At 71.7% G+C, this 14,360-nt stretch carries 9 protein-coding genes; 1 reads left to right on the top strand and 8 read right to left on the bottom strand.

Translation table 11 applies throughout. The features are described from left to right. Positions 1-7 precede the first annotated feature (7 nt). The 8 genes from ACSRUE_RS14880 to ACSRUE_RS14845 all read right to left on the bottom strand — a co-directional run bounded on the left by ACSRUE_RS14880 (position 8) and on the right by ACSRUE_RS14845 (position 9,672). A complete protein-coding gene (locus ACSRUE_RS14880) occupies positions 8-343 on the bottom strand; it encodes a hypothetical protein (RefSeq protein ID WP_437764829.1) in 336 nt (111 codons plus the stop codon). A gap of 40 nt (positions 344-383) precedes the next feature. Beyond that, on the bottom strand, positions 384-3,542 hold the full coding sequence (locus ACSRUE_RS14875; RefSeq protein ID WP_441291563.1) for a CHAT domain-containing protein: 3,159 nt from the start codon (positions 3,540-3,542) through the stop codon (positions 384-386). Next, positions 3,542-4,933, bottom strand: a complete 1,392-nt coding sequence (locus ACSRUE_RS14870) for a sigma 54-interacting transcriptional regulator (RefSeq protein WP_441291562.1) — start codon at positions 4,931-4,933, stop codon at positions 3,542-3,544. The genes ACSRUE_RS14875 and ACSRUE_RS14870 overlap by 1 nt, the downstream gene beginning before the upstream one ends. Positions 4,934-5,001: 68 nt before the next feature. Then, positions 5,002-5,835 (bottom strand): hypothetical protein, encoded by an 834-nt coding sequence (locus ACSRUE_RS14865; RefSeq protein WP_441291561.1) that lies wholly within the window; start codon positions 5,833-5,835, stop codon positions 5,002-5,004. A gap of 328 nt (positions 5,836-6,163) precedes the next feature. After that, positions 6,164-6,970, bottom strand: coding sequence for an ABC transporter permease (locus ACSRUE_RS14860; RefSeq protein WP_441291560.1), 807 nt, complete (start codon positions 6,968-6,970; stop codon positions 6,164-6,166). Positions 6,971-7,025: 55 nt separating this feature from the next. Further along, the gene (locus tag ACSRUE_RS14855) at positions 7,026-7,862 is read right to left on the bottom strand and encodes an ABC transporter permease (RefSeq protein WP_441291559.1); all 837 of its coding nucleotides are present in this window, start codon (positions 7,860-7,862) and stop codon (positions 7,026-7,028) included. Beyond that, positions 7,859-8,857: an ABC transporter ATP-binding protein gene (locus ACSRUE_RS14850; protein ID WP_441291558.1), complete on the bottom strand. Its 999-nt coding sequence runs from the start codon at positions 8,855-8,857 to the stop codon at positions 7,859-7,861. Before ACSRUE_RS14850 ends, ACSRUE_RS14855 begins: the two co-directional genes overlap by 4 nt. Before the next feature lie 200 nt (positions 8,858-9,057). After that, positions 9,058-9,672 carry a hypothetical protein gene (locus ACSRUE_RS14845; protein ID WP_441291557.1) on the bottom strand — a complete coding sequence of 205 codons (615 nt, stop codon included), beginning with the start codon at positions 9,670-9,672 and terminating at the stop codon, positions 9,058-9,060. A 1,275-nt stretch (positions 9,673-10,947) separates the two neighbouring features. On the opposite strand from ACSRUE_RS14845, the gene ACSRUE_RS14840 reads away from it, so the two are divergent. Beyond that, a complete protein-coding gene (locus tag ACSRUE_RS14840; protein ID WP_441291556.1) occupies positions 10,948-14,214 on the top strand; it encodes a glycosyl hydrolase 115 family protein in 3,267 nt (1,088 codons plus the stop codon). Positions 14,215-14,360: the final 146 nt, after the last annotated feature.

Raw genomic sequence — 14,360 nt, 5'->3', positions numbered from 1 at the left:
CAGCGGGTCAGCGCGGCGGGCGCTGGGGCACGATGACCCCGCGATCCGGCTTGCACGCCTTGTCCTTCTCGCTCCAGAAGCAGCCGGGCGGGCAAGCCGGCGGCGGCTCGGCGGGGGTGCCCGCCGGCCACACGCACTCCTCGGCGACGCCGCCCGCCGCGGGCGCGGCCGAGCGATCAGGCGCCGAGCCATCGGGCGCCGCCGCCCCGTCGGGCGCGGCCGAGACATCGGGCGCCGCGACCCCCTCGGGCGACTTCGGCGCGTCGGGCGGCGGGGCGGAGCCGCACGCGGCGAGGAAGGCCGTGAGTAAGATTACAATTGAGCGACTCACGTTGCTGCGCATCGCACTATTTTCCTTCTTTTCTGTCCTCGTGCGCAAGAGCTCAAGCACGCCTGTCCTCGGGCCGGCGGCGCCGGCGAAGGCACCCCAGCAGGAGCGCGGCGAGCGCGAGGGCTGCGGCGCTTCCGCCCGATCCCGGGCCGACGGCGCAGCCGCAGCCGCGCGGGCCGGGCGCGACCGGCGGGGGCGGCGCCGGCCGCTGCGGGACGTCCTTGCCATCGAGGCTCGACCCGTCTCCGGCGCTGATGAAGCCGGCCCAGTAGAAGGGGTGCTGGTTGCCGGGCGCGGCGCGCACCGCGAGCGCGGCCTCGCGCAACGCCTCGCTGCGCCCGCCGCCGCCCTGGAGCCGGCGGTGGTACTGCACCATCAGATCGCGCGTCTCCTGATCGCTGATCTTCCACAGGCTCATCACCAGGGTCTGCGCTCCCGCCATCAGCACCGCGCGCCGGAGGCCGTACACTCCATCGCCGCTGCGGGCCGCGCCGACCCCGGTCTCGCAGGCCGAGAGCACAACGAGCCGCGTCCCGTAGAGATCCAGGCCGGCGAGCTCGTGCGCGGTCAAGATCCCGTCCTCTCGCCCCGTGACGGGCTGGTTGGCCGTCGCCAGCGCCAGGCCGCCGCGCAGCAGCGGGCTCTCGAGGGCCCGCCCGGCCGACGCGACGACGGGCGGCAGGAAGAAGCCGTGCGTGGCGATGTGGAGGATGCGCGGGTGCGCCACGGCCTGCACGGCCTCCTCGGTCGCCGCGGCGCCGGTGAGCGCCTTCGCTCCCGGGATCACCGCGCCGATCGCCGCGATCTCCTCGGCCGTGCCGGGCAGCGGGCGGAAGCGGATGTCGCCGAGCTCGACCGAATCGGGGCCTGCCCCCGGGCGGTAGCGCGAGCGCTGCCGGTCGGGATCGCCGAAGTCCGGCGCGCCGATCAGCACGGCGGCCGGCCCGGGCTCGGGCGGCGTCTCATCGTGGAGGAAGCGCACGAGATCGCGCCCGCTCGACAGGTAGGTGAAGGTGAAGCGCTCGATCAGCGCGCGCCCGCCCTCGTCGAGCAAGGCGCCGAACGGGACCAGGTTGAGCTCGCCATCCGGGCTGATCAGGATCCGGCGCGCGTCGCCAAGGAGCGGCCGGAGCGGCCGCAGCACGCGCTCGTCGAGGGCCCGGGCGGCCGGCGCCGGATCGCGCCGCGGGCTCGCCAGCGCCTGCCGAAGCTCGTCCACCAGGCCAGCGGCGGCGCGCGCCTCGCCGAGGTCCACGAAGCGGGCGGCGCCGCGCCGGCGCAGCACGTACGCCGCGAGGCGCGGGGCCTCCGCGGCCTCGCCCACGGGGCGGCGCACGATCATCTCGACGAGCGCCGCGTCCTCCGGGATCGCCGCCTTCACCTCGGCGAGCGTCACCAGCCGGTCGTCGCGCAGGAGGGTCGCGCCGCGCTTGCCCAGCTCCGCCTCGAGCCGGGCCTTCTGGCGCTCCAGCGCGGCGAGCGCGGCGTCGTGCTCCGCGGCCGGCACGGCGCCCGGGCCGCGCACGATGGCGTCGACGATCGCGCCCTGGATCGCCACGAGCTCGCGGAGCAGCCGCGCGTCCTCCGGCCTCTGCCGATCGCGCAGGGCGGCGCGGCCCGTCGCCAGCGCGTCGAGGGCGCGGCCTTTGCGCCGCAGGATCGTGGTGAACGCCAGGTCCACCGCCGCGCCGCCCTGCGGCGAGGCCGCCGCGGGCAGCGCCAGGACGAGGTCGGTCTGGCCGCGCAGCGCCTCCACGGCGGCGAGCTTCTGCTCCTCGGAGCTGTCCGCGAGCAGCGCCGCCGCGCGGCGGTCGCGGATCTCCGTGCTCCGCGCGAGGGCCTGCGCCGCGCTCGGGATGCCCCCTGCGCGCAGGTGGCCCTCGGCGAGCGCGTCGAGCGCGTCGGCCACCCTGGGGTGCAGGGGGCCGAAGACCTTCTCGACGATCGCGAGGGCCCGCTGCGAGAGCGCCTCCGAGCGCCCCGGATCGGGCCGATCGCCGCCGCGGGCCAGGGCGGCGCGCCGCAGCAGCGCCTCGGCCACGGCGGGGTGATCCGGCCCCGACGCCTCCGCGAGATCGGCCTGCGCCCGCTGGTAGAGCGCGGCGGCGGCGCCGTCGTCGCCGGTCGCGCGCCGCAGGTCGCCGAGGTGCAGGCGCAGCGCGGCGGTGGCCGGGTGCCCCGGCCCGAGCACCTGTTCGCGGATGGCGAGCGCGCGATCGAGCAGCGGCGCGGCCCGCGCCGGCTCGCCGCGCTGCATGTGTCCGAGCGCGAGGCCGTCGAGCGACTCGGCGGCCGCCAGGTGCCCGGGGCCGAGCGCCTCCTCCTGGAGCGCGAGCGCCCGCGTGAACGCCTGCACGGCGCGGTCGGGCCTGCCGATCGCCAGGTGGAGGCGGCCCAGGCTGTCGAGGACGCGGGCGAGGCGCGGGCTCGGCGTACCAGCGGCGCGCGCGCTGGCGCTGGCGGCCTCGAGCGCCTTGACGAGCAGCGGCTCGGCGACCTCGGGCTCGCCCCTCTCCAGGGCCAGATCGGCCTGGTTGCGGAGCAGCTCGACCTGCACCGCGGGCTTGCCCCGATAGCTCTCCGCGGCGAGCCTGAGCATGGCCTCGGCCACGTCGAGGTCTGCCTTCATCGCGAACAGGCGGCCGACCTCGCTGTAGGCGAGGCAGGGGAACGGGCTGCCCAGCAGGGCGTCGAACGCGACGATCTCGCGCCGCAGCCCCTCGGCGGCGGCGCTGTCGCCGCGGAGGGCCGCGAGGCGCGCGAGCCCGGCGATCGAGAGGCCCGCGAGCTCCTCGTCGCCGGCGACGAGGATGCGCCCGTAGATGGCGTGGGCGCGCGCGAAGACCTCCTCGGCGCGCCGGTGCTGGCCCAGCTCGATCAGGACCCACCCGAGCTGATCGAGCGCCGCGCCGAGGAGCAGCTCGGGCGACGGCGTGGCCGGGGTGTGCTGCTTCGGCAGCCGACCCTTGTAGAAGGCGACGACCTTCTCGTGCAGGGCGACGTCGCGCTCGGCGAGCGCGGCGGCCTCGGCCAGGCGTTCCTCCTCGAAGAGCCTCTCCGCCCTGAGGTGCGCGACGTCCGCCTCGTTCAACGTGGCGTTGAGCCCCGCCGGGCCCTCTGCGCCCGCAATGCCGGGCGGCAGCGCGAGCAGCAGCGCCACGCCCGCCGCGAGCCACGGCGCGCGGCGGGCGGCGGCCCGCGAGGCCGGCATCAGGGCTCCCCTTTCGGCCGAATTCCGTGCTTGTCGAGGAGCTTGTGCACGAGCTGCCTCGACACGCCCATGGCGCCGGCCGCGCGCGAGATGTTGCCCTTGTGGCGGCCCAGCCAGGCGGTCAGGTAGCTCCGCTCGAACTGCTCCATCACCATCTCGCGGGCCTCGAGCAGCGGCATCTCGAGCAGCGGGTCCAGGCGCGCCGTCGCGGCCGCGGGCCCGGGCGCGGGGGCAGGTGGGCGCGCCGCCGCGGCGCCCTCCTTGAGGGGCCGGAGCAGCTCGTCGACCGTCTCCGGGAACAGGAGCAGGCGCGCCACCACGTTGCGCAGCTCCCGCACGTTGCCCGGCCAGTCGTGGGCGGCGAGCAGCGACAGGGCGTTCGGCGGCAGATCGGCGAGGGAGCGAGGCGGGTTGTGCGCGGCGAGGAAGCGCTCCACCAGGGCGGGGAGGTCGTCCTTGCGCTCGCGCAGCGCCGGGACCTGGACCTCGACCACGGCGAGCCGGTAATAGAGGTCCTCGCGGAACTGCCCCTCCGCCGCCCGGGCGCGCAGGTTCCTGTGCGTGGCGGCGACGATGCGCGCGTCGAACGGCCGGAAATCGCTGGCGCCGAGCCGCCGGACCTGGCGCGCCTCCAGCGCCCGCAGCAGCTTGGGCTGGAGCTCGAGCGGCAGCTCGCCGATCTCGTCGATGAACAGCGTGCCGCCGCTCGCCTCCTCGAGCAGGCCGGCGTGCGCGGCGTGGGCGCCGGTGAAGGCGCCGCGGGTGTGGCCGAACAGCTCGGACTCCACCAGGTTGGCCGTCGTCGCGCCGCAATCGAAGACGACGAAAGGCCCGTTCCTGCGCGGGCTGTGCTCGTGGATGGCCCTGGCCAGCACCTCCTTGCCGGTCCCGGACTCGCCGAGCAGGAGGAGGGTCTGATCGGTGGCGGCGGCGCGCTCCAGCTTGGCGAAGAGCGCGCGCATGGCGAAGCTCCGGCCGATGGCGCCGCCGAACATGCCAGTCGGCGACAACGGCACGAGCCGGGGCTCGCCGGCCGGGTGGACGACGAGCTCCGAGTCGCCGATGAGCACGGCCACCCGGGGGGGGAGGCGCGCCTCCAGGATGGCCGTCTGGCCGAGCAGCGTGCCGTTCTTGCTGCCCAGATCGCGGAGGAAGATCCCCTCGGGCGTGAGGCGCAGCTCGCAGTGCCGGCGCGAGACCCGGGCGTCGGGGACGACCAGGGTGCAGTCCTGGCCGGTCCCGACGATGACAGGGCTGATATCGAGGAGCGCCTCCGTCACGTGACCTTGCGGCGAGGTGACGCGGACACGGAGGGAGGGCATGCGGAGCGAGCGATCGCGATCCACGCTCGTGAGCGTGCAGGGCTCGGGCTCGTCCCTGGCCGGCTTCATGCACCGGACAGTACGTGGATCGCCCGGCGAAATCTATCGCGCGCGGCCCTCCCCGCGCGGCGCGGATCTCACTTCACGCGGGCCGTGCGCAGCCTCGTCTTGGAGTCGGCCTCGTTGCTCACGATCTGGGTGGCGTCGTTGGTCTTGGCGACGTCGAGCGCCGACCAGGAGAAAAACATGCTGTTCCCGTTCGAGGTGTCCTCGTCGTCCGTCTCGATCCAGCCTTCCCCCAGGCTCTTCGAGAGGCCCGCGCGCGACAGGATCCCGTAGCTGAAGCCCAGGCTCGGGAAGCTGCTCATCGCGCTAGCGCTGCCGCGGAACAGGCAGAACGCGAGCGTGGTCTTCGAGGGGCTCTGCGAGCTGGTGTTGGGAAAGATGTTCCCCGTGAACGAGTTGCTGTTCGACGTGTCCTCGTTGTCGAAGGTGCGCGAGAAGGCCTCGGAGCCGGCCGGGCAGGAGATGCCGAGCTTGAGCACGGCGTACGGCTCCGCGGTATTGAGCGGCTTGAAGGAGGTCCCCGGCACGCGGCAAAAGACGAAGTTGGTGTTGCTGCTGCTCTGCGTCGCGCCGATCCAGCCGTCGTGGTCGTTGCCGTTGCTCGTATCCTCGTCGTCCATGAAGATCGTGATCTTCTCGACGCCGGCCGGGCACGCGCTGTTCGGGATGACGCCCACGTCGTTCACCGCCAGCGCCGAATCGGCCTCACCGACGTCCTCGGCCTCGCCCGAGCTGACGTCCAGCCCGTCGCCCAGCTCGCTCTCGCAGGCGCCGTCGCTGCACGGCTCGTCGGTGCCGGCGACGCAGCCCGGAATCAGCGCGGCGGCGCCGAGGAGCGAGAGCGCGAGGGTGGAGTTGCAGAGAGCGATTCCAAAGTGACCGAGGGTCTTGTTGAGAGAGAGCATGGTACATCCTCCATCGTCGGCGAGGCGGCGCGGGCCGCCTCGCCGGTTTCCGTTGATCTCTGGCGCGCGAAGCCCGTTCTTCGCTGCCGTCTGAGTGCCGGGGCGCTTCAACGCTTCAACGCTTCAACGCTTCAACGCCTCAGCGCTTCAACGCTTTTGCAGGCAGCGTGCCGAGCCCGCCCCGCACGCAGTCCTGCGGAGCGCGCCGCCGTGCACCGCCGCCGCCTGTCAGCGGGCGCTGTCAGGTGTCATCGATCGCTGACACCTGACAGCGCCCGCTGACAAAGCGGCGGCCTCTGGCCTTTGCACCGGCGCCCCGCCCGCTGCTTCAGGACCCGGTGGACTGGTACCGCCGCTCCCCGAACCGCCAGATGCGCAGCGACACGAGCAGGAACGCCACGCCCACGAGCGGCGACGCCCAGCGCGCGGCCTCCGGCAGCGCCGGGACCGTGGGGCGCTCGAGCAGCGCGCCCGCGGGGATGTAGCTCACGAACGCGAGCGGCACGACGAACGTGAAGAAGCGCCGAAACCAGTCGCGGTACAGGGTCAGCGGGTACTGCGCCGCCTCCGTGCCGCCATAGGTCAACGTGTTCATGATCTCCAGCGACTCGACCGTCCAGAAGCACAGCGTGGCCTGGAGCACGAGGAGTCCGTAGAACACGCACGCGCCGCCGACGATCGCGCCGGCGAGCAGCGCCAGCCTGGCCGCCGTCCAGCCCAGGCTCAGCGCGCTGCCGGCCCACAGGAGCATCACGAGGCCGACCGCGAGCCGCCCTGCGCGCAGGAACTGGAACTCCCCGGTGGCGACCTGGAACGCCGTGGAGCGCGGGCGCAGGAGGAGCCGGTCGAAATCGCCCGACCTCACCATCGCGGAGAAGGTGTCGAACCCGCGGCCGAACGACTCGGCGAGCGCGAACGAGACGTTGACGAGGCCGAACAGCAGCGCCACCTCCGCGAAGCGCCACCCTCGGACCGCGCCGAACCGGTCGAACAGCGCCCACGCCCCGAGCAGCTCGATGCCCACGGTGATGAACTGCCCGACAGACCACATCACGAACGACGCGCGATACTGCATCTGCGCCCGCAGCGACGCGGCGGCCAGCCGGAGGTAAAGCCTCGTTAAATCGAGCGACATCTCGTCAGTCCTCGTCAGTCCTCGTCAGTCCTCGTCTGTTCCTCGCCCTCGCCCCTCAGCCGCCCTGCACCACGAGCCGGCGCAGGCCGCGCGCGACCATCGCCCTGCCGAGCGCCACGAACACGGCGGTCCACAGCGCCTGGTGCAGCAGCACGCCGGGGAGCGCGCCCGCGGGCAGGTGCCCGAGGTAGAGCCGGAACGGCGCGTCGACCATGCCCCGGAACGGCAGCGCGTCGAGCCACGGCAGCATCCACGCCGGAAATAGCGGCAGCGGCACGATCATGCCGGAGGCGACGAGCACGAGCGACGGCACGATCCGCGCGATGCCGTCGCCGGACGTCGTCCACAGCATCGTCGACGTCACCGCCGTCGCGAACGCGCCCACGAGCGCCGCCGCGCCGACCATCGCCGCCGCCCACGCGCCCGCGGCGGCCAGCGACGGCGGCAGCCCCATCCCGAGGAGCGGCACCGCGACCGCGAACATCGGGACCGCGCGCAGCAGCGTCGGCGCGACGCGCGCGGCGAGCGCGCGGGCGAGCCAGAGCGCGTGCAGATCGAGCGGGCGCGCCAGCTCGTAGCCCACCGCGCCGGTGCGGATCAGCTCGCGCACCTCGGGGTCGGGGTTCGTCGAGAACGGCAGCAGCTGGAAGAACGCCTGTCCGAGCCACGTGTACGTGATCGCCTGTCCGAGCGCCATCGGCGGCGGCGCGCCCGAGACGGCGTTCCCGTAGAACGCCTCGAGCACCATGACCTTGATGAACCCCCAGAACAGCTGCGTGCCGAACCCGGCCGCGGCCGCGGCGCGGTACTGCAGGAGCGCGCGGCAGCGCGCCCGGAACACGGCGGCACAGGCGGCGAAATTGGCCGCAAAGCGCTCGAACGGCGCGCTCACGGCGGCGCCCCCGCGTCGCCGCCCTCGCCGTAGAGCCGCGCCACGATCTCGTCGATGGGCGGGTTCTGCACCAGCAGGTCGCGCACCGGGATGCGGGCCGTGACGCGCCCGACCAGCTCCGCCGTCGAGATCGCGGCGGGGTCGAAGCGCAGCGTCACGCGGGCGCCCTCGCGGCGGATCACCTCGGCGCGCGGCTCGGCGATCTCCGCCGCCGGGTCCGCCAGGTCCACGATGAGCCAGCGCTCCGCGGTGACCTGCGCGCGCAGCGCCTCGAGCGAGCCGTCCGAGAGCACCCGCCCCCCGGCGATGAGGATGACCCGCGAGCAGAGGGCCTCGATGTCGTCCATGTCGTGCGTCGTCAGGATCACCGTGACGCCGCGCTCGCGGTTGAGCCGCTGCACGAAGCGCCGCACCGCGAGCTTCGAGACGGCGTCGAGGCCTATCGTGGGCTCGTCGAGGAAGAGCAGGTCGGGCGCGTGGAGCAGCGCGGCCGCGAGATCGCACCGCATGCGCTGGCCGAGGCTGAGCTGCCGCACCGGCGTGTCGAGCAGCGGCCCGAGATCGAGCATCGCGACGAGCTCGTCGCGCGCGCGGGCGTGCTCGGCCGCGCCGACGCGGTAGATGTCCCGGAGGAGCTCGAACGAGTCGATCACCGGCAGATCCCACAGGAGCTGCGTGCGCTGGCCGAACACGACGCCGAGGCGCCCCACGTGCGCGATGCGCTCGCGCCACGGGACGCGGCCGGCCACCTCGCATCGCCCCGAGTCCGGCACGAGGATGCCCGCCAGGATCTTGACCGTCGTCGACTTGCCGGCGCCGTTCGGCCCGATGTACCCGACGAGCTCGCCCCGATCGAGCGAGAACGAGACGCCCGCGAGCGCGTCGACCGCGCGGTAGCGCGGGCGCACGAGCCCGGCGAGCGCGCCCAGGGCGCCCGGCCGGCGCTCGGCCACCCGGTACGCCTTGCGCAGGTCCTCGACGACGATCAGCGGCATGGCGGCGGCCAGGGTCTCACGGGCGGCCCGGGAGCATACTTGACCTCGGCCGAGCGGCCAGCGCCCGCGTGCCCGGACCCAGGTCGATCCGAACGCGCCGCGATCGCGGACCTCCAGCCGAGCAGGCACAGACGATCTGGCCGTTCCGACGGGGGCTCTGGCCGAGCTCAGCGGCTCGCGGCCGGCGCGCCCCGCCGCGATCACATGGCCGCGAGCAGCGCGGTGACGTCCTCGCATGTGTGCTCCTCGACGGACCGGCAGTTCGCCACGTCAGCCCACGGCCTCCAGGCGCACCCCTCGGCGTCCTCCTCGCACGCCGCTTCGAGGTCCGGAGAGACGACGAGGTCGCAGATCTGATGGGGCGACGGCGCCTCCCACACAAGTGTCGGCCCGCACTCCATCCCTTCGCGCCCGCAGTGCCTCTCGCGCGTCTGCACCAGCGCGGTGCCGTCGCCCAGGACGAAGATCAGCGATTCGGTCTCGTCGATGTACGGGCCAGGCGCGAGCAGCGAGCTGAGGACGCCCGTGCCGCCTCCGGTCACCAGCTTGGCCGCGCACGGGAGCGCCTCTGGCGGGCTCGGATAGGAGTGCATGGTGACCGGCTCACAGCTCGGCTCGAAGTTGCAAGCGAACAGATCCAGAGCCGGATCGGGCGCGTCCGCGCCGCCGCCCGACGTGGCGTCGGACGACTCCGGCCCGGGATCCGCGTCGTCGCCGCTGTCCGGCCCCTCGGCGACGGGCGCGCAACCGATGACGAAAGGAAGCTGCGCCGCAGCCAGCAGGAGCGCTCCCTGGATGATGCGATGTGCTCTCATGGTGTTGCCCTTTCTTTCCCAACGAACCTGTGGAGACTGTGCCATCCATGGCGCAGGGCAAGCGGCGCGCCACACCGTCCTCGCATCGCGGCGGCGCCGTGCCGCTCCGCGGCTTCCAGCCTCCATCCGCAGGCGGACAGCGCTAGGGGCGACGTCGCAACGCGAAGCGCCGCGACATTGACGTGCCGCCTTCAACGCTTGCCACTGACCCAGGATGGCACAAAAGGACTATCCTCGGCACACAATGACGCGACCCCTGTGCCTCAAAGCCCTGTTGGAGCGCCCGAGAGCCTCCTCTTGCAATGGCGCTGTTCTCGAAGCAGTATCGCGCCGAGACGGGCCAGCCTGGCTGAACCCCTCTCTTCATTTATTTGTAATGAGACTTACTTATCCTTGTTCGCTTCGAGGCGGGGTGACTGATGCGGCATCCTGGCGTTTTGAGTGTCGTTGCGGCGGCGCTCTCGACGCTTGCAGATGCCCAGGGAAGCATCGTTTATCAGAACAACGCCTTCTTTCTCATCGACGCGCGGGACTTCATAAACACTGTCACTCATCACCGCTGCGGTAAGCCAGGGGACCCGCGCGCCATGCAACAGCCACCTCGATGCATGTCGGCGTCCCCCCCGCGCGCCGCGATGACGAAAACGGATGCCACCCCGAAAAATCGAGGCGATTGCGTGATCAGATCAGCGCGCTGCGGGAATTCTCCCGGGCCACACCAGCGAGGTGCAACCTGGGTGACACCCAGCCAACTTGTGCAGAGAAGGCGAACTCCGCCTCCGAGCTTCATCTGTCAACAACTATCGACGACGGAGACCAGCCCGACCGCCGGAGACGCGGCGTACAGCGAGGGGCCTTTCGCGCCGGACCGTGTCCGCGCGTCAAGGGCGCCTCGTTATCCACGCGCCTCCGGCGGCCCGGAGCGGGCGCGTCCTGTCCGGCGCGGCCGGCGCGGGTCGAGCCTGCACGGCCTCGGGACCGTCGGTGTGCACCTCACGCCGTGGTGATCACCGGGATCGCCACGGCGTGAGCGCTCGGAACGGCGCCTCGTGATCACCGGGATCGCGATCACGGTCGCGCGGATCGCCGCAGGGATTTGGACGATTGCATAGGAGCGCCCGGCCTCAGCGCCGGAGGTCACGGCCCGTGTCCAGCGCGGGCGCGTCGACGACGCCGGTCAGCCGCATCAACGAGGGAAACACCGTTATGAGTTACGCACGCATGGTCATCAGGAAGGGTCGAATCGGATCCTCGCTACTCTGCTTGCTGCTCCCCATGTCGCTCGCTTCGTTGACCGCCTGCGGGTCGGATGGAGCGAAGGGCGATCCGGGAGAGCCGGGCGCGCCCGGCGAGCCGGGGCCGCAGGGCCCGCCCGGCGAGACGCCGGTGTCGCCGGTCGACCCGGTGACGGGCGCCCTGGAGAAGTACGTTTCAACCGAAGGTGGAGCGGATCGCTTCCCCCTCGCCGTGAGCGGCAAGGTCGCACCGCTGGTCGTCAGCGAGAGCGATTATGCGGGCGTGAACCGCGTCGTGGACGACCTCGCGTCGGACATCCAGCGGGTGACCGGCGCTGCCGCGGCCGTCAACCACGAGATCCCGGCGTCGGCGAAGGAGGTGGTCCTCGTCGGGACGGTGGGCAACAGCCCGATCATCGATCAGCTGGTGGCGGACGAGCGGCTCGACGTCTCCGGCTTGACGGGGAAGTGGGAGACGTTCGTCACGCAGATCGTCGAGCAGCCGGTGGAGGGCGTGGACCGAGCGCTCGTCATCGCGGGCAGCGACCAGCGCGGCACCATCTTCGGCGCGTACGACCTCTCCTCGCAGATCGGCGTGTCGCCCCTGTACTGGTGGGACGACGTCCCGGCCCAGAAGAAGCAGGCGCTGTTCGTGCTCCCCGGGCAGCACACCCAGGGCGAACCGAAGGTGAAGTACCGCGGGTTCTTCATCAACGACGAGAACCCCGCGACGGGCAACTGGGCGGCCAAGATGTTCGGGCCGGGCAAGGCGGAGGGCTTCCCCGGAGGGCTCAACCACCTTTACTGGGAGAAGATCTTCGAGGTCGCGCTCCGCATGAAGGCGAACTACATCTGGCCGGCCGTCTGGGGCCGGGCGTTCGGCGAGGACGACCCGGAGAACCACGCGACGGCCACGCGGTACGGCATCGTGATGGGGACCTCCCACGAGGCCCCGATGATGCAGGGTATCGAGGAGTGGAATCGCCACGCGGTCGCGGCGCAGAGGGATGCGGCAGGCACCATCACCAAGCCAGGGAACGATCCGTACGGCGGCACCGGCGAGTGGCGCTTCTCGGTGAACTCCGACGCGCTGAAGAAGCACTGGACCAAGGGCATCCAGCGGATGGTCGACGAGAAGATCGAGGGCGTCGTCACGCTCGGCATGCGCGGCCCCGGCGACGTCAGCCTGCCCCCGGCGGACGGCATCCCGCTCATGCAGGATATCGTCGCGTCCCAGCGGAAGATCCTCGAGGACGTGACGGGGCAGGACGTGACGACCATCCCCCAGGTCTGGACGCTGTACAAGGAGATCCAGGGTTACTGGGACGCCGGCATCACCGTGCCGGACGACGTCACGGTGGTCTATTGCGACGACAACTGGTCCAACATGAAGCGCCTGCCGGAGCTCGGCACGGAGCGGGCCGGCGGCTTCGGCCTCTACTACCACTTCGACTACGTCGGCGGCGGCCGTAACTACAAGTGGGTCGACACGATCCTCCTGCCCAACGTCTGGGAGCAGCTCCACCTCGCCTACAACTACGGCGTGGATCGGCTCTGGGTCGTCAACGTCGGAGACTTCAAGAACGAGGAGCTCCCGCTCCAGTTCTTCCTCGACTACGCGTGGAACCCGGACCGCTGGCCGGTCGAGCGCATCGGCGACTGGGAGCGGCGGTGGACCGAGCAGCAGTTCGGCTCCGAGCACGCGGACATCATCGCCGACATCCTGCACAGCTACGCGCTGCTGCAGTCGGATCGCAAGCCGGAGCTGACCAACCGGAAGATCACCGTCGATTACGATCTCCTGGTCAGCGCGCCCACGACCGACGTCCCGGATCCCGACACGGCCGCGATCACGTACGACGACGGCGCGAGCCCGTTCAGCCTCACGAACTACCGCGAGCTCGAGAGCGTCACGGAGGAGTGGGAGGCGCTGGCCTCGCAGGCGGAGTTCGCGGCCAGGCTCCTGCCGGAGGAGGTGCAGGACGCCTACTTCCAGCTCGTGCTCTACCAGGTGAAGGCGACCGCCAACCTGTACGCGCTGCGCCTGGCTGGCTTCAAGAACAAGCTCTACGCGGCGCAGGGGCGCGCGGCCACGAACGACCTGGCGGCCATCGCCGAGGCGCGGCTCCAGGACGATCTGGCGCTCTCCTACTACTACAATCACGATCTCGCCGACGGGAAGTGGGAAGGCTTCCAGACGCAGCCGCACATCGGCTACGGCGCGCCGGGGAACCCGTCCTGGCAGCAGCCGGAGCACCAGTACAACAACATCCAGGAGTTCATCTGGCCTGAGCTCGTCTCGATCGAGGTCCCCGAAGCGGCCGAGCTCGGTGTGGCGATCGACGGATCGAGCAACTTCTGGACGGGCGCCGGGGCAGGCGACGGGACCACGGTGACCCCCGAGCTGCCGGCGTTCAGCCGGTATCAGACGCAGCCCGAGCAGTACATCGAGGTGTTCAACCGCGGCAGCGCGCCGCTCGAGTACGCGATCGACGTCGCGCTCCCGGTCGAGTGCCCCACCGGCTGGGCCGCGAACACGCCCTGCCCGCCGTGGCTGAACGTCTACCCGAGCCAGGGTGTCGTCGACAAGGAGGTGCGCGCGACGGTGAGGGTCGACTGGGTCATGATCCCCACGAACCAGACGTTCCCGGTCGACGTCCCGATCACGGTCACGGGCTCGGACGGGAGCTCGGTGGAGGTCATCGCCCGCGTCGAGGACCCGCGGCAGGTCGCGTGGAAGCCGAACCGCTTCATCGAGGCGAACGGCTATGTCTCGATGGAAGCGGATCACTTCAGCCGCGCCATCGGCACGGATGACGTCGAGTGGAAGCTGCTCCCGGACATCGGGCGCACCGGGTCGGGGGTGACGCCGTTCCCTGTGACGGCCGAGGCCCAGGAGCCCGGCGCCGCGTCGCCTCGCCTCGAGTACGACATGCACCTCACGAGCAGCGGCCCGGTGAACGTGTATGTCTACGTGTCGCCCAGGAACAACTTCCAGAACTGGGCCGAGGGCCTGCAGTACGCCGTGTCGTTCGACGACGGTCCGGTCCAGAAGGTCAACACGAGCCACGCCGTCGAGCTCAACGGCAACGGCAACAAGATCTGGGAGCGGCACACCTCGGACAACGCCAACATCATGCGCACCAAGCACACGATCGCCGCGGCGGGTGACCACACGCTGAAGGTGTGGATGGTCCATCCGGGCGTGATCGTCCAGAAGATCGTGGTGGACGCCGGTGGCGTGAAGGAGAGCCTCCTGGGCCCGCCCGAGAGCTACTGGATGGGCAAGGGGCCGGAGCAGCAGTAAACCATCGTCTGTGAGCAGTCCGAGGGCCCGCCGCGCACACGCCGTGCGGCGGGCCTTCGTCATTTCTGCGCCCTGGCGCCTATCGACAGCGGATCTTTCTACCGGCGGCGCCGCGATCGTGGACGCGCCCTCTTCGTGCGCCGTGA

The organism is Sorangium sp. KYC3313 (assembly GCF_052075895.1).
Classification (GTDB): Bacteria; Myxococcota_A; Polyangia; order Polyangiales; family Polyangiaceae; genus Sorangium; species Sorangium cellulosum_B.
This window is presented reverse-complemented; position numbering and strand designations above follow the sequence as displayed.